Origin of the sequence: uncultured Gordonia sp., assembly GCF_937858515.1 — a bacterium.
Lineage (GTDB): Bacteria > Actinomycetota > Actinomycetes > Mycobacteriales > Mycobacteriaceae > Gordonia.
This window is the reverse complement of record NZ_CALLZT010000183.1, coordinates 1-20,170: the sequence shown is the minus strand read 5'-3', so window position 1 is coordinate 20,170 and position 20,170 is coordinate 1. Positions and strand designations below refer to the sequence as shown.

Below are 20,170 nucleotides of genomic sequence, written 5' to 3'. Positions count from 1 at the left end.
GTTTCGTGGTCACCACCCGCGTCATCGCCGGCGTGGTGTCGATGATCCCGACGTATGTGATCGCCCTCGTCGTCGGCTACCTGTCGACGCGGATGGTGGTGACGACCCTGCACGGTGAGCCGGGCGGCGTCTACGACCACTACTTCACCCAGTTCGTCCTCGGCTGGGACATCGTCGCCTCGATCATCAAGATCCTGGTGTTCACCGTCGCGATCATCCTGATCCACTGCTACCAGGGCTTCTTCGCCTCCGGCGGTCCCGAGGGCGTGGGCATCGCATCCGGCCGGGCGATCCGCGCCAGCCTCGTCGGCATCATCGCCCTCGACATGGTGATGACGCTGGTGCTGTGGGGACTGCAATCACCGATCAGGTTCTCGGGGTAGCGACATGGCCAGACACGCACTCGCCGGGGTCACCACCCACACGCACACCGCCCGTATCGTCGCGATCGGCGCCATCGTCGCGGCCGTGCTCGCCGTCGTCGCCTGGCGGATCATCCCGTCCGGGGGTCTGGACGACAAGCAGATCGCCGTCACCCTGCTCACCGACGACGTCGGCGACGGCGTCACCAAGGGCACCGAGGTGCGGCGCGGCGGCGTGGTCGTCGGCAAGGTCGACTCGGTGACGCGCACCGACAGCGGTCAGGCGATCAAGGTCCACCTCGACGATCCCTCGCTGACCGGGCTCACCGACGCCCTGTCGATCGACTACTCCCCGGCCAATCTGTTCGGCATCACCCAGATCGGTCTGCACGCGCAGGAGGGCGGTGCGCCGCTGCGTTCGGGAACCACCGTCGATCTGACCGGCGAACACGGCGACCGCGTCCACGACGCCACCGTCTCCACGATGCTGCTGTCCCTGGGCAGACTCAGCGGTGACGTCCTGACCCCCGATCTCGCCGACCTGGTCAAGAAGGTGGCCCAGGACGCGAAGGCGTTCTCGCCGTTGATGAAGGCGCTGGTCACCACCGTCGAGACCGTCGCCGACACCCAGAAGATGCCGTATTCGCCGATCCTGCGGGACTTCGGTTCGGCGCTGTCGGGATTCCCGTCCACCCTCGACGGCGGACTGATCCTGCTGCGCATGGTGCACGACCATCCGTACCTGGAGATCCCCGAGAAGCAGGCCCGGTTCGACGCGACGGTGGCAGTGCTGGCCAAGAACGTGATCCCGGGCCTGGCCAATCTGCTCGAAACGCTTCAGCCCGACTACGCCGGCCTCGCCGCGCTCCCGGTACCGCTGCTCAACGCGGTGGCCACGGCCGTGCCCGCACCGCAGACGACGGAGGCACAGCTGGCCAAGCTGCTGACCCGCATCTCCGGGACATTCGGCGGATCGCCTGCCGAACCGGTCCTGCGGCTGGCTCTGACACTCAACCCGACCGCAGGGGGTGGCCGGTGAAAAGCATGCCTTCGCTGCTGATCAAGATCGGTGTGTTCGCCGCGGTCATGGCCGTCATCCTCGTCGGCGTGCTGCGGACCATCGAGAAGCCGATCCGGGGTGATGTGACCGGATATACCGCGCTGTTCACCGACGCCAACGGGCTGCGGGTGGGCAACGACATCCGCGAGTTCGGGGTGAGCGTCGGCAAGGTCACCGGCATCTCCCTCAAGGGCAACGACGCCAAGGTCACCTTCGATCTGCTCAAGAACCACCGTGTCGCCAAGGACGCCAAGTTCGCCATCCGGTACCAGAACCTGACGGGCCAGCGCTACATCGACATCCAGCAGTCGTCGCTGACCGCAACGCAGAAGGCCGATCTGCGCGCCCCCGGCTCCACCATCGATACCGGCCGCACCGTGCCGTCATTCGATGTGACGACGCTGTTCAACGGTCTCGAACCCGTACTGCGGCAACTGTCCCCGGAGGAGCTCAACAAGTTCACCGGCAGCCTGTACGCAGTCCTGGAGGGCACCGGCAACGGCATCGGACCGGCGCTGGCCGCGATCGAACAGCTCAGCGACTACGCGGTCGACCGGCAGCAGGTCATCTCGGTGCTGGTGCGCAATCTGTCGCGGGTCTCCGACCAGATCGGCGGCGGCTCCGGCAATGCGATGGCGCTGATCAAGCAGCTGACCATCCTGTTCCTGCAGCTCAAAGACAAAGTGCCGCTGCTGGCGCAGTTCGCCGACGAGATCCCGCCGATCCTGTTCCCGCTGGAGAACATGCTCAAGGTGCTCGGCCTCACCGGCGACCCCAACCCCGACATCGACCGCCTCTTCGCGCAGGCCTTCCCCAGCCCGGAGGAAACCATCGCATCGCTGAACCGGCTGCCCGGATTCCTGCAGTTCCTGGCCGCGGTCACCCCGGAGGCGGGCAGGTTCACGTGCTCCAAGGGCGCCGCCACCCCGCCGGCCGCACTCACCGTGCTGCTGGGCAAGCAGAGGATCACACTGTGCCAGGCCTGATCAGAAAGAAGAACAAGGGGAACGGCCCGCTCTTCTCCGACCGGCAGTGGGGGCTGATCGGTTTCGCGGTGCTCGCGATCATTCTCGGTGTCATCGGTGCGATCTCGGTGATCGATCTGGACTCCACCGAATACCGGGCCGACGTGTCGGATGCGGGCTCGGTCAAGAAGGGCGACGACGTCCGGCTCGCCGGTATCAGCGTCGGCAAGGTCACCGAGGTGGCGCTGCATCCCGACCACGCGAGCATCAAGTTCACCGTCGAGGACGATGTCTTCGTGGGGTCGGAGACCTCGCTGTCGGTGCGGATGCTGACCGTCGTCGGCGGGCATTACGTCGCATTGCAGCCCGCGGGCAGTACTCCGCTGGGCAAGGCGACGATTCCGGCCGCCCGGGTGATCCTGCCCTACAGCCTGCCGGAGATCTTTCAGGACGCCATCGAACCGGTCAACGCTATCGAGGGCGAAACCCTGCGCAAAACGATGAAGACCCTCGGGAAGGCCACCGCCGACAATCCGGAGTCGCTCAAACGTGCTGTCGCCGCAGTTGATTCGATTGTGGAGATCCTCGACAAGCAGAACGCCGACGTCTCACGCACCCTGAAGATGGCCGACGAATACGTGGGCGCGATCGAGGACACCAAGAGCGCGTTCCGCCAGATCATCGATTCGTGGAATTTCCTGGAGGATCTGGCGGAGGCCAAGATGGGTGTCACCGGCAAGGCGCTGAGCTCTGTCGCCACCATCCTGGCGGCGCTGACACCGCTGGGCAAGCACTACAACTCGACGCTGCGCCCGATGGCGATCGAGCTGGCGAAAGCGCAGAAACCGCTCGGTGAATTGTTGAACAAATGGGGTGAGCTGGTGGGCTCGATCAAACAGATCGGCGACAAACTGCGCACCGCGACGGGCGAAAAGCGTGAACCCATCTCGATCTGTGTCCCGACCCCGGAGAAGGGGTGCTGACGGTGAAGACAATCCTCGCCTCCCGCCGCAAGCTGATCGTCGCGGTGCTGGTGATCGTCGCCGCGGTTGCGGCCCTGGCCTACCGCTCATGCTCCGCGGACTCCGACACCCGTTCGTATTGCGCCCTGATGCCTGACTCGATCGGCCTGTTCCGCGACAGCGCGGTCACCTCGTTCGGCGTTCCGGTCGGCAAGGTCACCACCATCAGCACCGAAGGCACGCAGGCCAAGGTGATGTTCGAGATCCGCAAAGATCGCAGACTGCCCGCCGATGTCGGGGCGACCACGCTCTCACACACACTTATCGCCGACCGCAGGCTCGCCCTCATCGGCGCCGAACCCGAACCCGGTGCGCCAACCTGGGATTCGCATAAGTGCATCACCAAGACGCTGACCCCACAGTCGATCACCCAGACCTTCGCCGCACTGTCGAAGCTTGCCGACGAGATGAACGGCAGCATGACACCCGCCGAGGCCAAGGACATCTCCCGCGGCCTCAAGGGCCTGTCCGCTTCACTCGACGGCACCGGCGAGGACATCAATGCCGTCATCACCCAGCTCGGCTCGGCACTGAAATCTCCCGACGCCGCGATCGCCCGCCTCGGCGAGATGATCACAAATCTTTCAGGCATCACCGAACCGACCGCCGATCACTGGGCCGACATCAAGTCGTTCCTGACCCGGCTGGAACCGACGATCGATTCGGTGAACGAGAACATGACCGTCCCCGCCGCCGAGATCCTGCAACGCCTGCGCTATGTGGTGCCGCAGCTCAACGACCTCGCGATGCTCTTCGGCGCCGACTTCATCAACCATGTGCAGAGCATGGACAATCTGCCCGCCCAGATCTCCGCGGGCGTCACGGGTGTGACCGAGATGATCGACCGGCTACCGGTGATCGCCGGCGCGTTCAGCAACTCGATCGACCCGCGGACCAAGCGGTTCACCCTGCGCTACTCAGCGAAACCCGCTGCGCTGCCCACACTCTCATCGAAGCAGTTGTGTACTGTGCTGGGCCGCAAGGGTTCCGGATGCACCGATGCGGGTCCGCTGGCGGGCCTGCTGCCTGGACTGCTCACCGGAGGAGCCCGATGAGAACATCGATCACCTTGTCCAGCAACAGTTCTCGGGCACGCCGTGCGGTAGCAGTACTCGGCGTGGCTGTGATGGTGTCGCTAAGTGCCACCGCCTGCGATTTCGACGCATCCAGCCTGCCCACCCCCGGCGGCGGCGCCGGCGGCAACACCTATCAGGTGCACATCCAGTTCGCCAACGTCCTCAACCTGCCCGACGGCGCACAGGTGGTCGCCGACGGCGTGCCCGTCGGCCGGCTCGCCAAACTCACCACCGACGACCAGGGATTCGTGGTCGCCGACGTGAACATCGACTCCGACGTCGCGCTGCCCACCACGACGACAGCGATGCTGCGCCAGTCCGCCCCTCTGTCCGATGTGCACATCGCGCTCACCACCACCGACGCCACGTCGGACGGCGTATTGCACGGTGGCTCGACGATCCCACTGACGCAGACCTCACAGGCCCCGCAGATCGAGGACACCCTGTCGCAGCTGGCCACGGCCACCGGCAACGGCACCTTCACCAACCTCATCAGCACGGTGCGCGAGGTCAACAAGGCCTTCCCCGACGACTTGACGCGCACGGCAAAGGTTTTCGACGTCATCGGCAAGGATCTCAAGGATCTCGCCGGCCATCAGGGCTCGCTGGACTCGTTGCTCGACGGGCTCGGCGACACCACGCAGGCCGTCATCGATCAGCGTGATCAGCTCGCGCCGCTGCTCACCGAGGCCGGCGTCGAGCGCACCACGTCATCGATGACGTCCATCCTGAACATGGTGTACATCCTGACCGACCTCGGCAAGGTGGCACCGCCCGGAAAGTGGCTGGCGCCGTTGATGGGCGCGTCGAACGAGGCGATCTCGGCGGTGGTGCCGGTGCTGTTCGGGGCGCGGCCGCTCGACACCACCAACCCGCACAACATGAGCCGGCTGATCGACCTGATCAGCAAGGACCTGATCCCGTGGTCGACATCGGGCGCCAAGGTGGACCTCACCAAGCTGACGGTCAATGGACAGACGTTCACCGGTGATGCGCAGTCGCAGCTGGTGGTACAGATGATGCGGATGATCGGGCTGGTGCGGTGATGGCACGCAAGCGGAAGATCCCGGCGTCGGCCCTGTCACTTGGCGCGATCGTGGCCGTGCTCATCGTCGGCATCGTCTACATCCTGGTGTCGGTGCTGCGGGTGGAACCGTTCAAGGACTACCGCACCATCACCGTCGCGATGTCGGGGTCGGGCGGCATCGAGGTCAATTCGCCTGTGCTGGTGGTGGGTAACGAGGTCGGCAAGGTGACCGATCTGCGGATCGGTCACGACGGCGGCGTCGAGGCCGTCATCCGCGTCGATGACGACAAGCCCATCCCGGCCGACAGCGTGATGAGCGTGGAGAATCTGTCGGCACTCAGCGAGCCGTACATGATCTTCCGGCCCAACTCGGCGGGCGGTCCGTATCTGCGCGACGGACAGCGCGTCGACACCCACGAGAGCTTCACCCCGGTCACCATCTCGGACACCGCGGGCAAGGCCGTCACGCTGCTCGAACAGTTCGATCCCGACGCCATCTCGAGCCTGGTGGCAACCCTGCGTCAGGGCCTGGAGGGCACCGAGACCGTCATGCCGCAGTTGCAGCGGTCGGCGCGGCTGCTCGCACAGACGCTCATCGCGAAGAACCCAGACCTCAAGACGCTCTTGACGAGTATCCAGCGGCTCGGCGGTGACCTGGCCTGGCTCGGTCCCGCACTGCGCGACGGCGGACCGTCATGGGAGTCGCTGGGCACCGGCATCATCTCGAAGATGTCCGGTGAACTGGCCACACTCGCCGAGCAGCGCGATCCGGCCGAATACACCGGTCCGACCGGCATGATCCCGTTCCTCTACAAGATGAACGACGTCCTGGTGAAGATCGGGCCCGGCCTGAAACCGCTGGGTCCGGCTCTGCAGCCGCTGGTCGACCAGTCCTCGACGGCGCTGGCACGCCTGGACATCGGCGAGTTGCTCACGCAGGCATTGGGTACCGTCGGTGCCGACGGCGTCATGCGCCTGCAACTCGACGTGATACCACCCGGAAAGTGAGGCTCCGCCCGTGAGCACACCGACAGACGACAGCGCCGAATCCGAAATAGAGACCGGTACAAAGAAACTGAGCGACGATTCGGAGAATTCGGCGAAGACCGCTTCTCCTGCGGCTGATTCAGCACCGGTCACTGGTGGTGGCCCACGCCAGATTTCGCTGTCCGTGCGTTCCCTCGCGGTCGGTGCCGCGCTGATCGTGTTGGCCGCAACCACGATCACGTTCGCCCTGCTCTGGGCCGGCGCACGCTCGGAGGTTTCCGACCGCGACGATCGCGCCGCGAACGAGAAGCGTGCCGAGCAGATCGACCTGGACTACGCGGTGGGCGCGGCGACCACCGATTACCAGAAGCTCGACGAGTGGTTCACCACCCTCAAGAAGGGCACCACACCCGAACTCGCCGCCAAGTTCGACGCCACCTCGTCCTCGCTCAAACAGATCCTGGCGCCGCTGGGCTGGAAGTCTACGGCCGAGCCGATCACCGCGGTCACCAAGTCCGTCAGCGACGGCGTCTACAAGGTGGACGCGTTCGTCAACGTCAGCTCGACGAGTACGCAAGCACCCAGCGGTGCGACCACGACGGTCACCTACAGCATCACCATCGACAGCAACCGGGACTGGCTGATCACCGACGTCGGTGGGCTGCAGAGCATCGTGCCCAAATAGGGAATGTGTGCCCGATCACGTCCGGGTGTTCAATGGATAACACAGGTTCGGCAGATGATCGCAGAGGAGAGGCAGCCATGGCTCGCAGACTGACATGCCCGTGTGGGGAGATGTTCAGGGAGGAGACCGACGACGAGTTGGTGGAGAAGGTGCAGGCCCACCTGGCCGCCGAACACCCCGACCACCAGTATTCGCGGGACGAGATCCTGTTCATCTCCTACTGACGGCGACAGCATGACGGGCCGGGGATTCTCCGGTCCGGACGACGGCAGGCATCCCATCTCGGGGTGCCTGCCGTCGTCTGCTCATACCCGTACAACTGGTGCATGACGCTACCCGGGTGCAGGTTGACGACCTTCACGGGAGGGGTTACCGTTGTCCTTACGGTAAGTGAGTCCAACCTGCCCGAGGGGGCCCGTATGCGCATCATCGTCGACCGTGACCGCTGTGTCGGTCACGGCATCTGCGAGTCCATCGTCCTCGACGTCTTCGAGGTCCTCGACGAGGGCTACGTCCACATCCACACCGACGCCATCGGCGATGCCGACGAGGCCGCGCTCAGGGACGCCGTCAACGGCTGCCCGTCGGCGGCCCTGAGTATCGAAGCCTGAACGAGCACGCAACTCGAAGGCCGAACACGCGCGGAAATTCAGGACGTACAAGGCTGCCGAATACGCCCGCAAGCATGACCAACACCACTACTGTTGACATTGCGGTTGGCCCCACCGAAACGGCACAATTGACAAGCCGCGATTCGGTATCGCACCGTGCGAACCACACACCCCCCGCAGTTCCTACAGTCCACGCAGTCCCGCACCGGGACCGACCACTCACCACAGGAGGTGGCCCGACCATGGCAGGTCAGGAAACCGCGCCCAAGCGCAAGCGCCGCGAGCGCGGGTCGATCGACCCCGAGGAAATCATCAACGGCGCGTTCGAACTCGCCGAAGAGGTCTCGATCGACAACCTGAGCATGCCCATGCTCGGCAAACACCTCGGCGTCGGGGTCACCAGCATCTACTGGTACTTCCGCAAGAAGGACGATCTCCTCAACGCGATGACCGACCGGGCCATCACCCGCTATCACCTCCCGGCCGCGATGAAGGCCACCGGCGACGACTGGCGCAGCCAACTGCATCACTACGCGCACGCCACCCGGCAGGCCTTCCTGGCCAACCCGATCCTGTGCGACCTGCTGCTCATCCGGTCGACGATGAGCACCAAGGCCGGCGCGATGGGCGCCAAGGAGATCGAGCGCATCGTCGCCCTGCTGATGGCCGAGGGCCTCTCGCTCGAAGACGCCTACGACAGCTATTCGGCCGTTCAGCTGCACCTGCGCGGCTCGATCGTCCTCGAACGGCTCTACCAGCGCAGCAAGGCCGAGGATTCGGGAACGGTCGCCTACTACGAGAACCTGGTCATCACACCCGAGGACACCCCGCGGCTGGCCGAGGCCGAGTCCCGTGGCTGGGTGGCGGGCGCCCCCAACGACCACAACTTCGAATACGTGCTGGGCTGCATCCTCGACAACACCGCCCGGCTCATCGCCGACCGTGCGGCGGTGTCATGAGGGACACCGAGTCATGACCGACACCGTCGAATCGATCTACGATCTGTTCACTCTCCTCGGTTTCCGGGAATGGACCGACGAGAACGGTTCCGTGGTGGTCGAATTGCCGGTGGCCCCGCACATCACCAATCACGCCGGTGCCATTCAGGGCGGATTCATCGCTACCCTCGTCGACACCGTCGCGGGCCGGGCCGTGATCGGCAGCCTCACCGGCCGCAAACTGGTGGTCACCTCGGATATGAACATCCGCTACATCCGCGGCGTCCGTGAGGGTTTCGCCCGCGGCACGGCGCGGGTCGTGCATAGCGGCCGACGGTCGGCCGTCATCGACATCACCGTCACCGAGGAGCCCTCCGGCAAGCTGGCCACTGTCGCCACGGCCAACTTCGCCATCATGGACCCGCCCGCCGGTGTCACCAAGTCCGACCTCAACACCGTGTAGCCGACTACCCCGAAGGTTTGGAGGGTGCGGCCGAACTCGGCATGATCGCCTTGCTGATGCTGTCGTCGGAGATCAGCGACAGCTCCGAAACCTTCCACCCGCCTTCGTGTTTGGTCAGGTCCATTTCGATGCGGCTGGGTACCACCGTCGTGGCGTCGGCGCCTTTTCGCGAGACCGTCTGATCCACGAACAACAGGATTGTCGCCGAATCCTTGTGTGCCTCAACAACTCCGGCGTCGGCGATGGAAACCGTGGAGGTCACGTCGTTCTTGTCGACGATGTACACCATCTGATCATCGGTGAGTACCGAATCGAATTGCTTTGCCGCATTGCCGGTCAGCATCGGCTTGACCTTGTCGACGTTGGTGCGCACCGTCTTCGGTGAATAGGTGAACATCAGCTCCACCACCTCACGGCCTTTGGCGACGGCATCATGCCGGGCGTCGGCGACCTGACCGCCGTCGCGACGGCCGGAGGCGACGAGGACCACGGCAACGGTCAGTGCGATGATCAGGACCGCCGCGGCCGCGGCCGCCATGTGCCGCACGGTGATCGACGGCCGCGGCCGTGCGCGCCGCACCACGCGGACTTCGCGGGCGGACGGCTGCGGCTTCGGTGCCGAATCGGATTCGGGGACGTCGGCCATCACACCACCCAGTCGATCTTGCCGAGCGCCATCTTGCCCTCGCGCTTGTCGACGCGCACGCGCCACCGGAACGACTTGACCTGCGGCTGCGAACCGGGGCTTTCCATCCGCCAGCCGGATACGAGAAGAATGGTCGCCGACGAGTCGCTGAGCTTCGATACCGCGGTCCGCACGACCTTTCCGGTGGTGGTGACGTTCTGTGTCTTGACCAGTTCCACGATCTGGTCGAGTGATTCGTCGTCAGCACCCAGTGCTGTGCCCGCACCGGCCGCCTTCAGCTGCGCGGTCACCCTGTCGACGTTGTCGCGGTTGAGGGTGGTCAGTTCGGTGATCATCGTGGCCGCGTATTGGGTGAAGCGCACACGGTCGGTCTCGTCCGACCCCGACGAACCCTCAGTGGACAACAGCACCACGAGTGTGGTGGCCAGTGCGAGGATCACCACCGCCGCGACTGCCCAGCAGGCCACGGCGACCTTGGGCGCCGAGTGCACCCCGGCCCTTTTCGCGCCGGTTCTCCGCACTTCAGGGTCGATCACTTCAGGGTCGCTCACTTCAAGGTCGAGGTGATCAGCTGCTCCCACTGCGTGGCGACCTCCCCCTTGCTGCTCGCCGTATCGACCCGGTAAACCTTGCCGTCGGGGCCCGTGTACTCACCGCTCCGCGGGTCGTAGTTGGTGGCATAGACCGACGGTGTCGTGTCGACGGAACTCTGATTGGCCGGAACCAGTCTGCCCTGTACCCCGAATTCGACGCGGGTTTGGGCACCAGGCCCGGAACCCCGTTGGGCAGCGGCAGGCTCTTCTTGTCGAGCGGCTTGTAGCCGGTGCGGCATTCGGCTGGGGTCGGGGCACGACGTCCCGGGTACTCGACGCACGGATAGTTGCGGGCGCCGCGCACGGCGAGCGGACTGTCGTGGGCCACCCGGCACAGCATTCCGGACGGGTAGTCCTTGACCGTCTGGTCACCCGGGCTGCGCCGCTTCTCCAGCGGATAGAACCCGACCGTGCACGGCGGCGGATCCTGGAACGACGCCACGAAGTCCACGTTGGCGCCCTTGTCGGAATCCTCGGTGTTCATCGCACTGATCAGTCCGGCGATCAGCCGCGGGTAGATCACGACGATCTGGTTGAGGTTGGCGTGGTACACCGCAAGCGTTTTGGCGGTCACCGACAGATTGTCGATGAGCAGCGGCAGCGTCGGCTTGAGCGACTCGAACAGCTGCCTGCCTTTGTCGGCGGCCGCGGGTGCCTTGTCGAGAATGCCGGTGAGTTCGGGTCTATTGGCGCGCAACTGGTCGGTGACGGTCGTCAGGTCCCGGGTCCACGAGGCGATCTCGGTACGGGTGTTGTCCTGCGAGGCCAACACCGGTTCGGCCGAGTCGATCAGTTTGACGATCGCATCGCTGTTCTTGTTGGCCTCGGCGAGGAACAGTGTCACCGAGTCGATGAATCGCTGCACGTCCTCGGTGCGGCCGTCGAACGCGGCGAAGGCCTCGGTGACGACGGTGCGCAGGCTGCCGTCCTGAATCTGGGCCAGCATCTCGTCTGCGCGGTCGATCACCCCGCTGATGGGGACGGTGATCTCGCCGGTCACCACCGAACCATCGCGCAGCATCCCGGCCGATCCCACTGTCGGAGCCTTGCCGTTGCTCTCCGAATCATCCTGCGGCAGGGCGAAATCCACATACTGCTCACCGATCGCCGAGGCACTGCGCACCGTGGGTGTCAGATTCTTGGGGATGCGAGCCGAATCATCGATGATCAAGGAGGCCGTGACGCCGTCCGGGGTGAGTCTGACCTCGTCGACCCGCCCGACGGTGACGCCCCGATAGGTGACGTTCGAATTCTTGTACAGACCACCGCTGGCCGCCAGATTGAGCGTCACCGTATATTTACCGATGCCCAGCATCGCGGGAATCGCCAGATAGCTGATGGCCACGATGAGCAGCGCCACCGTTCCCACTGTCGCGAATGCGAGCAACTGCAGCTTGACCTTGCGGGTGATGTTCATCGCGGTCCCCCGGTCGGTGTAGCCGAACTCGTCGCCGACGCCCTGCCGGACTGCTTCTGACCCGACTTCTGGGTCGTCTTGTTCTCGGCCGTCTTCTTATGGGCGGTCGGCTTCTTTTTGGCGGTACTCTGCTGGTCCGGGTCGTTCTGATCCCGCAGCGGCGCGGTGAACGGATCGGCGCCGACCCTCGCCCGGCCGGCCTGTCTGCCGGCGAGGCTCTCCGGGTTGGTCATCGTCTTGGCGAAGTTCCGCGACAGCCGCTTGAACGTCAGGTCAAGATAGATCGCGCCGTTGAGATAGTCGCCGCGCACGAATTGCGGCACCTGACCGGCGGGGAACGGGAAGGTCATCAGGAAGCCGAACGAATTGACGAAGTTCGGTCCGCTGAGCACGAGTTGTTCGATGAACTTCTCGAGTTCGGTGAGCGTGGTGGAGATATCGCCGGAACTCGCCCGCAGCACGCTGTTGGTGGTCCTGCTCAGCTTGTCGACCGAGGCCAGCGCGTTCACCAGTTCGGGACGTTCCTCGTTGAGCATGCGCAGGATCTTGGGGCCGTCGGTCAGGGCCTTCTCGATGGTGGGCTGCTGTGCGTTGAAGGTACCGGTGAGCCGGTTCATCCCGTCTAGCGCGGTGACCAGCGCGCCGCGTTGGTCGTCGAGGACCTCCATCATCGTCGCCGCCCGCGGCAACAGGTGAGACAGTTCGTCGGCGCGGCCGAGGAAGACCTTGTTCAACTCGTCGACGACCGAACCCACCTGCGACAGGCCGCCGCCGTTGAGCACCACCGACAGCGAGCTGAGGACCTGCTCGGTACTCGGTACCGTGCATTTTCTGATCTGTTGGGCAACAGTCACATTCGGTTCGCCACCGGATTCGGGCGCAGTCATCGTCGGCTGGTCGGGGCAGTCCTGCGCCGACAGCCGATCACCTGGCCGCAGGTAGCCGCCGCGCTCGTGTTCGGGCGGCACGATCGCCACATGCATCGAGCCGAGCACGCTGGTGTAGCCGACGCGCGCATACGATCCGGCCGGCACCTTGATGCCCGGACGCAGGCGCAATGTCAGTTCGGCCTGCCAATTCTTCACGCGCAGTGAGCCGATCGACCCGACGGTCGCGTCATTCATCATCACCGGGGCATTGACGGTGACGTTGCCGGCGGTCGGCATGACCGCGGTCAGCGTGTACGAGCCGTCCTGGGTGCCCGCGACGCCCGGCACCGACATGTTCTGCACGCCGTCGAAGGAGCACCCCGCAGACACGAGCAGCGTCGCGGCCACGCCAACCGCCATCAGCATCCGCGGTGCGGACTTACCCCCTGCGCGCCTCATCACCGGCCACCTCATCATCGACCCCGTCATCGTCCACCACCGAACGGAACGAGAAGCGAAGTCAGCGAATTGGTGTCCTTGCCGGGGTTCTCCCGGCGATTGGCGGCGTCGATGTCGTCCTGCCGGGCCTGCGCGCGCCGTTTCACGTCCGCGTTCTGGTAGATCAGCTGGTCCTGGGTGGCCGACATACCGGTCATCGGATTGAACAGGAACGGCGGATAGTTGACGGCGATCGACGCCAGCATCGGCCCGAGGACCTCGACACATTCGGCGGCGTCGGCCTGCGCCGGATTACCCTTGAGGTCCGAACCCTCGATGGCCTGGCACAGGAAGTTGATCAGGCTGCCGCCGTTACCGAGCGCGAACGCGCCGGTCAGCGAACCGGTCAGCGGGTTGTAGATGTTGTAGAAGTTGACCAGCTGGTGCGGTCCGGAATGCAGCAGGCCCCGAATCTGTTCGTCCTTCTGCGAGAGCACCCCGGTGACATCGGACAGACGCGCCACCGATGTGCTCAGCGCCGAGGTGTTGTCGTCCAGGAAGGTATTCACCTCGCCCAGCACCGAATCCACCTCGGTGAGGGCACCGTCGAGCTTTCCGGTGTTGCGGGCGAGCAGCTTGGACACCGAGGCGATGCGTCCGTTGAACTGCATCATCTGATCATCCACCGATGACAGCGCGGTGGTCAGCGTCTGCAGATTACGTACCGTGGCAAACAGATCGCTCCGATTGTCGGCCAATGTGGTTGTCACCGTGGACAATTCCTTGAGCGCCCGGTTCAGATCGGCGCCCGTGCCGTCGAGATTGCGGCCCAGGGTGTCAACGACGCGCCCCAGAGATCCCTTGTCCCCGGTTCCCTTGTCCCCGGTGGGTCCGAGATTGTTGGTCAGTTTGTCGAGTTCGGTCTTGATCTGATCCCATTCGACGGGAATCGCGGTGCGTTCCATGGGGATCTGAGCGCCGTCGGCGAGTTTCTGGCCGCCCTGGTAGACCGGTGTCACCTGGATGAACCGGCCACCGACCAGGCTGTCGGCGACGATGTAGGCGCTCGCGTCCGCGGGCAGTTTGCGAGAGCTGTCGACGGTGAACTTCACCCGCACGTCCCCGGAGCGGGGCGAGATGGAACTGACCTTGCCCACGTCGACGCCGATGATCTTCACCGGGTCGCCCACGAACAGGCCCGAGGTGGCCTTGAAGTAGGCCGTGTAGTTGTTGTAGCGCAGATTGTTGATGATCTTGCCGCCGACGACGAACGCCACACCGATCGTGATCACGGCCACGATCGCGATCCAGACACCACGGGGCACCGATCGCACACCGGCGGCGATACCGCTCGATCCGCTCATGATGTCCGTCCCTCTCCCCTGCCGGGTGCTGTGTCCGTGCTTGAGATCCCGAATATGCCCGAAATCGCGAATGTGCTTGCTGATGGCCGCATGTCAGGGCGGTCCCGGGGTGAACGACGTGGGCGGCATGAAGGTGGCGATCGGCGCGTCGCGCGGGTCGTTCTTGACGTCGTACTCGGGCCTCAACTCGAACTTCTTCGGGTCGATCGGGTTGTACCGGAGTAGCGCCTGCCATGCCTGCGGATACTTCTGCTTGAACAGCTTGATGAAGATGTTCGTGATGTCGCCCGACGACGGGAACTGGGCCAGCGCCTGGAAGTACGGGGCGCTCGAGACCGCCTCACCGAGCGAGTTGGCGTAGGGCCCGAGTCGGTCGATACCATCGGCAAGATACTTCTTGTCCTCCTGAAGCACCTTGACGACGTCATCGAGCCTGCGCAGGGCGGGGGCGAGCTTGTCGCCGTTCTCGTCGATGAATCCCCGCAGCTGTATCGAGACGTCCTTGATCCCGGTCAGCAGGGTCTCGATGGCCTGGTTGCGTCGCTGCAGCTCACCGAACAGCGAATTGGCCTGGGCCAGAAGCGTGGTGATGTCGCCGCTGCGTTTGCCGACGATCGCGGTGACCTCCTCGGCGCGGCCGAGCACCTGGCCGAGCTGGTCGTCGCGCGAGGCGATGGTGCGCGAGAGCCTGCTGATGCCGTCGACTGCTTTGCGCAGGTCGTCGGGGGTGTTCTCGAACGCGTCGGACAGTGAGTCGAGTGCGGTGTCGACCTTTTCCAGGTCGGTATCGCCGATGGTGGAGGCGGTGTCCTGCAGCGCCTCGGTGAGGGTGTAGCCGGGTGTGGTCTGCTCGACGGGCAGGTCGCCGCCGGGCCGCAGCCGGGTGTCGCCGGCCGGGGTGATGGTCAGATTCCTTCTGCCCAGGATGGTTTCGGCCTGTACCGACGCCTTGGACGACGTGCCGATCATGATGTCGTCGGCCATATCGAAGGTGACCTCGGCGGTGGTCTGCGGCTTGCCGTCGCTTCCGGTGCTGTCGCGCAACGCGATGGAGCGGATCTTGCCGACCGCAACTCCGGCTACGACCACCGAATCACCCGAGTGCAGGCCGCTGGCGTCGGCGAGTTGCGCCGTGTAGACCGCCCCGTTGCTGAGGAACGGCAGCTTGTCCACCTGCAACGCCGAGAGCACCACCATCGAGGTGACCAGGACACCGATCACACCCATCCGCAGGCGCCGGGAGGCGATCACCGCGGCATCGTTGGACGAATGTTTGTGCAACGGTATGCGTTCGGCCGGCTGTTGCTGATCGTTCTGCTCGCTCATCGTTTCTGGCACCTCCCCCCGGGGTTCTGATTCTTGTTGGTGGTGGAATCAAGCGCCGTCCAGTACACGGTCTTGTTGTCGGGGCCCGTGAACAGGATCTTGACCTGGCACAGCCAGATCTGCAGCCACGAACCGTAACTGCCGAGATTGCTGAGCCGGCGGAAGGCATCCGGGAACTGTCGCAGCGTGGTGCTCAGTTGCCCCTGCGACCGCAGCAGGTTGTCCGAGAGCTGATGGACCTCCGGCACCAGGTCACGCAGTGCCGGCCGGTTGGTCTCCAGCACATCGGAGAGCCTGGTGGTCAGCTCCGAGGTACTCTGCAACGACGACCCGATGGTGCCGCGCTGACGCGCGAGGCCGTCGACCAGTTCCCGCATCTGCACCAGCGAGGTGTCCAGACCCTCGCTGTTGTCGGCGAAGGTGCCCAGCGAGGTGTTGAGGTTGTCGATGACCTCGCCGATCAGTTTGTCCTTGTCGGCCAGGGCCGAGGTGAAGGACGCGGTGTCGCCGAGCAGCGATTCCATCGTGGCGCCCTGACCCTGGAACACCTTGATCAGGCTGTCGGCGAGCGAATTCACCTCGTCGGGTTTGAGCGTCTGGAACAACGGTTTGAACCCGCCGAGCAACACGTCGAGATTCAGCGCGGGTTCGGTGTTCTCCACCGGGATCGTCGCATTGTGTTTGAGGGTCGGTTGCGAATCGCCGGCTCCCTGCTCCAGTTCGAGATAGCGGTCGCCGGTGAGGTTCTCGTACCGGATGAGCGCCCGCACATCGGCGGGCAGCTCATAGGCGTCATCGACGGAGAAACCGATCTTGGCCTGGTGGTCGCGGGTCACCTCGACGCTCTGCACGCGACCCACCTCGACGCCCGCGATCCGCACCTTGGAACCGGATGTCAGGCGCGAGGCGCTGGTGAAGATCGCCGAATAGTCACCCGACGAACCGCCGCGGAACTGTCCGAACACGATCACCAGGCCGGCGAACACCAGCACCATGGTGGTGCCGAAGACGCCGAGCTTGAGGGCGGTGGCGCGGAAGACGCGATCTCTTTCGGTGGCCATCACTTGTGTCCCGGTCCGTTGTACTCACCGAACATCAACTGGAACAGTCGCTTCGGATTGACCTGGGGGCTGGTCCGCGGCTGATAGGGGCGGGTGGAGGTGTCGGCGACATAGAACGGCGCCGGGGTGCGCAGGTTCACGTCCGAGAGCCCGGCCATGCAGGTCGGCCCGCCCTCTGCACCCGTCTTGGGCAGGTCGTCGGGAAAGCGGTAGGCGTCCTTGTTGGGCCGCAGGGTCGCGTTGAACTTGAAGAATCCGGTGTCGGTGCCGAACACGCCTCCGGGTGCCATCGCGGTACCGAGCGCGACGCGGGCGATCGGCTCGAAGAAGCACTGCACACCAGGTGCGAGGCCGCCGAACAGTGTGGCGGTCTGCGTGAAATCGGACAGTGTGGTGATGAGCTTGTCCTTCTTCGGGGCGAGGATGTCGTTGCCCGCGTCCGCCATGCCGGTGAGATTGACCAGCAGCGCATCGAGATCGGACTGCTTGTCGCGCAGGGTGTTTCCGAGCACGGTCAGGTTGTCGACGGTGCGCACCAGATCGGGTGCGGCATCGGCGTAGGTGTCCAGGACCCGGCCGGCGGAGCTGATGTCGTTGCGCAGCGTGGCCGCGCGCTGCCCGGTGGTCATCTCGCCCAACAGGCGCGACATACCGGCGAGCCCCTCGCCGAGCTTGTTTCCCTTGCCTTCCAGCGACTTGGACAACGTTCCCAGCACCACATTGAGTTTCACCGGTTCGAGGTCGGCGAGCACCACGACCAGACGCTGGTACAGGGTGTTGAGTTCGACCGCCACCCGGTCACCGGCGATCACCGCGCCCGAGGAGATCGTCTGCGGCGACGGATCGTCGGGCGTCTGCAATTCCACCGACTTGGCTCCGAACACGGTGTTGGAGCGGATCATCGCCGTGACATTGGCCGGGATGAACTTGGTCTGATCGCTTTCGATATCGAGTTTCAGGGTGACCTTGCCGTGTGCAGGATCCTCGTCGATCGACGCGACGCGACCCACCCGGACCCCGCGCAGCTGCACCTTCGCCTCGGGATTCATCACCAGACCGGCACGATCGGCCACCACCGTCACACCGACGGTGCGGGTGAACGCGGCCTGGAACTGCATGATCGCCAGGACGACGGCGGCCACCACGAAGAACACCAGCGCAGCCGCTGCGGCCTTCTTGGCTCCCCCCGAGAACTCACTTCCGAAATGCATTGGCCCCGATTTCCCCTACCCCGACAGATTGAACTTGCCGTCGATGCCGTAGATGGCAAGCGACATCAGCAGGGTGATCAGCACCACCGCCACCAGCGATGCGCGGACCGCATTGCCCACTGCCACACCCACGCCCACCGGACCGCCGGAGGCGTTGTACCCGTGATAGGTGTGGATCAGCATCACGGCCACAGCCATGGCTATGGCCTGCACGAATGACCACATCACATCACTCGGCGCCAGAAACGTCGTGAAGTAGTGGTCGTACACACCGGACGACTGTCCGTAGATGTAGACGGTGGCGAACCGGCTGGAGAAGAACGCGGCCACCGTCGCCAGCGCGTACAGCGGGATGATCGCGACCAGGCCGGCCAGGATCCGGGTGCCCACCAGGTATGGGATCGCCGGGATCGCCATGGTTTCGAGTGCGTCGATCTCCTCGGACACCCGCATCGCGCCGAGCTGTGCGGTGGTACCCGCCCCCACTGTGGCGGCCAGCGCGATCCCGGAGATCACCGGGATCGCGATGCGCACATTGATGTAGGCGGAGAAGAAGCCGGTCAGCGCCTCGACCCCGATGTTGGCCAGCGAGCTGTAGCCCTGGACCGCGATGGTGCCGCCGGTGAACAGGGTCAGGAATCCGACGACCACGACGGTTCCGCCGATCACCGCCAGCGCGCCGGTACCCATGGTGATCTCGGCGATCACCCGCAGCACCTCACGGCGATAGTGCTTGACCGCCCGCGGGATGCTGGCAACTGAGACGAAGTAGTACAGCGCCTGCTCGCCGAGCTTCTCCCACCGCGCGTTCGCCTGCCCGATGCGCTTGCGCAGCCCCGGCACCCTGGTGGTACCGGCGAGTACGGGTCTGGCGGTCATCGCTTGCTTTCTCCTCAGTGCATGCCCTCGGGTCAGGGCATGATCGCGGTCCGCTGTACGGGCTCGGCAGCAGCCTGCCGAGCGTACAACCCGCGGCGCAGAGCATACAACAACTGGTTACGTGTCTCGCGGGGATCGATCAGTTCATCGAAGCCCATCATCTCGGCCGAGTAGTAGGACGCGGCCAGTTCCATGTCACGCAACTGCTTGGCCATATCCGCATCCGCCCCGGACGCCGAACTCAACGCCCCCGCTCCCATCGCCCCCATGGTGGCCCCAGGATAGGCGAACGCGGCCACCTGATTGTCGAAACCGAGCAGACTCATCACCATCGACCCGAAACCGTAGGCCTTGCGCAAAGTCAGGTGCAGTTTCAGGGTGGTCGCGGTGGTCTGCGCGGCGAACATCTTGCCGCCCGCGAGCAGCACACCCTCGCGTTCGGACTTGCTGCCCGGAAGCATGCCCGGGTTGTCGGCGAGGAAGATCAGCGGCAGATGGAACGAGTCGGCGACCTGGATGAAATGCGCCGCCTTGTCCGCGGCGGCCGCGTCGATCGACCCGGCCAGCACCTGCGGCTGATTGGCCACCACCGCCACCGGATGTCCGCCGAGATGCCCCAACGCGCAGATGACCGCGGGCCCGAACTTGGGCTGGATCTCCATCCAGTCGTCAGTGTCGAGGACTACGTCGAGAACATCGTGCATGTCGTAGACGCGGCGGTTGTCGCGCGAGACCACCTCGAGCAGTTCGGACGAATCGCGCGGGCCGGTCACCTCCGGATCGTCCTCGTCGTCCGGGCGGGGCACCGGATAGGACCAGGCGCTCGGCGGGAAGTACGACAGGTAGCGCCGCACCTCATTCAGGCAGGTCAGGTCGTCGTCGTAGTGGTTGTGGATGACCCCGCTCGGGATCGCCACGCTCGGGCCGCCCAGGTCTTCCTTGGTCACTTCCTCGCCGGTCGACGCGCGGACCACCGGCGGACCCGCGGTGAAGATCGCCCCCTGGCTGCTCATCACCCGGAAGTCCGAGACCGGCGCCACGAGCGCGCCATGCCCGGCCGACGGTCCGAGCACCGCGGTCACGATCGGCACCTTGCCCGAACACTGGGCCTGCATCAGCAGGTCGGTGGGGGTGCGGCCGTAGTGATCGCCGGTGGGCCGGAACCCGGCG

General features: G+C 65.0%; 22 protein-coding genes. 12 read left to right on the top strand and 10 right to left on the bottom strand.

What is annotated here, in order from left to right; genetic code table 11:
* The 12 genes from Q0627_RS17895 to Q0627_RS17840 form a co-directional block, all read left to right on the top strand.
* Nucleotides 1-383 (top strand): ABC transporter permease (locus Q0627_RS17895; RefSeq protein ID WP_298811766.1); only part of this gene is annotated, 383 nt, incomplete at its 5' end.
* Between the two features lie 4 nt (nt 384-387).
* Complete coding sequence (locus Q0627_RS17890; RefSeq protein WP_291017174.1) at nt 388-1,401, top strand: MlaD family protein; 1,014 nt, start codon at nt 388-390, stop codon at nt 1,399-1,401.
* Between the two features lie 5 nt (nt 1,402-1,406).
* On the top strand, nt 1,407-2,408 hold the full coding sequence (locus tag Q0627_RS17885; RefSeq protein ID WP_291017173.1) for an MlaD family protein: 1,002 nt from the start codon (nt 1,407-1,409) through the stop codon (nt 2,406-2,408).
* Entirely contained in the window at nt 2,396-3,370 is a 975-nt protein-coding gene (locus tag Q0627_RS17880; protein ID WP_291017172.1) for an MlaD family protein, read from the top strand. Before Q0627_RS17885 ends, Q0627_RS17880 begins: the two co-directional genes overlap by 13 nt.
* 2 nt (nt 3,371-3,372) lie before the next feature.
* A complete protein-coding gene (locus Q0627_RS17875) occupies nt 3,373-4,464 on the top strand; it encodes an MlaD family protein (protein WP_298811763.1) in 1,092 nt (363 codons plus the stop codon).
* Complete coding sequence (locus tag Q0627_RS17870) at nt 4,461-5,531, top strand: MlaD family protein (RefSeq protein ID WP_291017168.1); 1,071 nt, start codon at nt 4,461-4,463, stop codon at nt 5,529-5,531. The genes Q0627_RS17875 and Q0627_RS17870 overlap by 4 nt, the downstream gene beginning before the upstream one ends.
* Complete coding sequence (locus Q0627_RS17865) at nt 5,531-6,520, top strand: MlaD family protein (RefSeq protein ID WP_291017167.1); 990 nt, start codon at nt 5,531-5,533, stop codon at nt 6,518-6,520. The genes Q0627_RS17870 and Q0627_RS17865 overlap by 1 nt, the downstream gene beginning before the upstream one ends.
* A gap of 10 nt (nt 6,521-6,530) precedes the next feature.
* Nucleotides 6,531-7,184 carry a hypothetical protein gene (locus Q0627_RS17860; protein WP_298811761.1) on the top strand — a complete coding sequence of 218 codons (654 nt, stop codon included), beginning with the start codon at nt 6,531-6,533 and terminating at the stop codon, nt 7,182-7,184.
* A gap of 77 nt (nt 7,185-7,261) precedes the next feature.
* Nucleotides 7,262-7,408, top strand: a complete 147-nt coding sequence (locus tag Q0627_RS17855) for a DUF1059 domain-containing protein (RefSeq protein ID WP_291017163.1) — start codon at nt 7,262-7,264, stop codon at nt 7,406-7,408.
* A 195-nt stretch (nt 7,409-7,603) separates the two neighbouring features.
* The gene (locus Q0627_RS17850) at nt 7,604-7,795 is read left to right on the top strand and encodes a ferredoxin (protein WP_291017161.1); all 192 of its coding nucleotides are present in this window, start codon (nt 7,604-7,606) and stop codon (nt 7,793-7,795) included.
* A 242-nt stretch (nt 7,796-8,037) separates the two neighbouring features.
* Entirely contained in the window at nt 8,038-8,754 is a 717-nt protein-coding gene (locus Q0627_RS17845) for a TetR/AcrR family transcriptional regulator (RefSeq protein ID WP_291017159.1), read from the top strand.
* A gap of 13 nt (nt 8,755-8,767) precedes the next feature.
* Nucleotides 8,768-9,196 carry a PaaI family thioesterase gene (locus Q0627_RS17840; protein WP_291017157.1) on the top strand — a complete coding sequence of 143 codons (429 nt, stop codon included), beginning with the start codon at nt 8,768-8,770 and terminating at the stop codon, nt 9,194-9,196.
* A gap of 4 nt (nt 9,197-9,200) precedes the next feature.
* Here Q0627_RS17840 and Q0627_RS17835 read toward each other — a convergent pair whose 3' ends face one another.
* The 10 genes from Q0627_RS17835 to Q0627_RS17790 all read right to left on the bottom strand — a co-directional run.
* Complete coding sequence (locus Q0627_RS17835; RefSeq protein ID WP_291017155.1) at nt 9,201-9,842, bottom strand: hypothetical protein; 642 nt, start codon at nt 9,840-9,842, stop codon at nt 9,201-9,203.
* Nucleotides 9,842-10,378 (bottom strand): hypothetical protein, encoded by a 537-nt coding sequence (locus tag Q0627_RS17830; RefSeq protein ID WP_298811757.1) that lies wholly within the window; start codon nt 10,376-10,378, stop codon nt 9,842-9,844. Before Q0627_RS17830 ends, Q0627_RS17835 begins: the two co-directional genes overlap by 1 nt.
* 31 nt (nt 10,379-10,409) lie before the next feature.
* Entirely contained in the window at nt 10,410-11,852 is a 1,443-nt protein-coding gene (locus Q0627_RS17825) for an MCE family protein (protein ID WP_298811755.1), read from the bottom strand.
* Entirely contained in the window at nt 11,849-13,180 is a 1,332-nt protein-coding gene (locus Q0627_RS17820) for an MlaD family protein (RefSeq protein ID WP_298811753.1), read from the bottom strand. Before Q0627_RS17820 ends, Q0627_RS17825 begins: the two co-directional genes overlap by 4 nt.
* A 26-nt stretch (nt 13,181-13,206) precedes the next feature.
* On the bottom strand, nt 13,207-14,523 hold the full coding sequence (locus Q0627_RS17815; protein ID WP_291015821.1) for an MCE family protein: 1,317 nt from the start codon (nt 14,521-14,523) through the stop codon (nt 13,207-13,209).
* A gap of 93 nt (nt 14,524-14,616) precedes the next feature.
* On the bottom strand, nt 14,617-15,849 hold the full coding sequence (locus Q0627_RS17810; protein WP_291015819.1) for an MCE family protein: 1,233 nt from the start codon (nt 15,847-15,849) through the stop codon (nt 14,617-14,619).
* Entirely contained in the window at nt 15,846-16,910 is a 1,065-nt protein-coding gene (locus tag Q0627_RS17805; protein ID WP_291015817.1) for an MCE family protein, read from the bottom strand. The genes Q0627_RS17810 and Q0627_RS17805 overlap by 4 nt, the downstream gene beginning before the upstream one ends.
* Nucleotides 16,910-18,121, bottom strand: a complete 1,212-nt coding sequence (locus tag Q0627_RS17800) for an MCE family protein (protein ID WP_291015815.1) — start codon at nt 18,119-18,121, stop codon at nt 16,910-16,912. The genes Q0627_RS17805 and Q0627_RS17800 overlap by 1 nt, the downstream gene beginning before the upstream one ends.
* A 15-nt stretch (nt 18,122-18,136) precedes the next feature.
* Nucleotides 18,137-19,000: an ABC transporter permease gene (locus Q0627_RS17795; protein WP_291015814.1), complete on the bottom strand. Its 864-nt coding sequence runs from the start codon at nt 18,998-19,000 to the stop codon at nt 18,137-18,139.
* Nucleotides 19,001-19,032: 32 nt separating this feature from the next.
* Nucleotides 19,033-20,170, bottom strand: a 1,138-nt coding sequence (locus Q0627_RS17790) for a carboxyl transferase domain-containing protein (RefSeq protein ID WP_298811749.1), incomplete at its 5' end; no start/stop codon positions are given.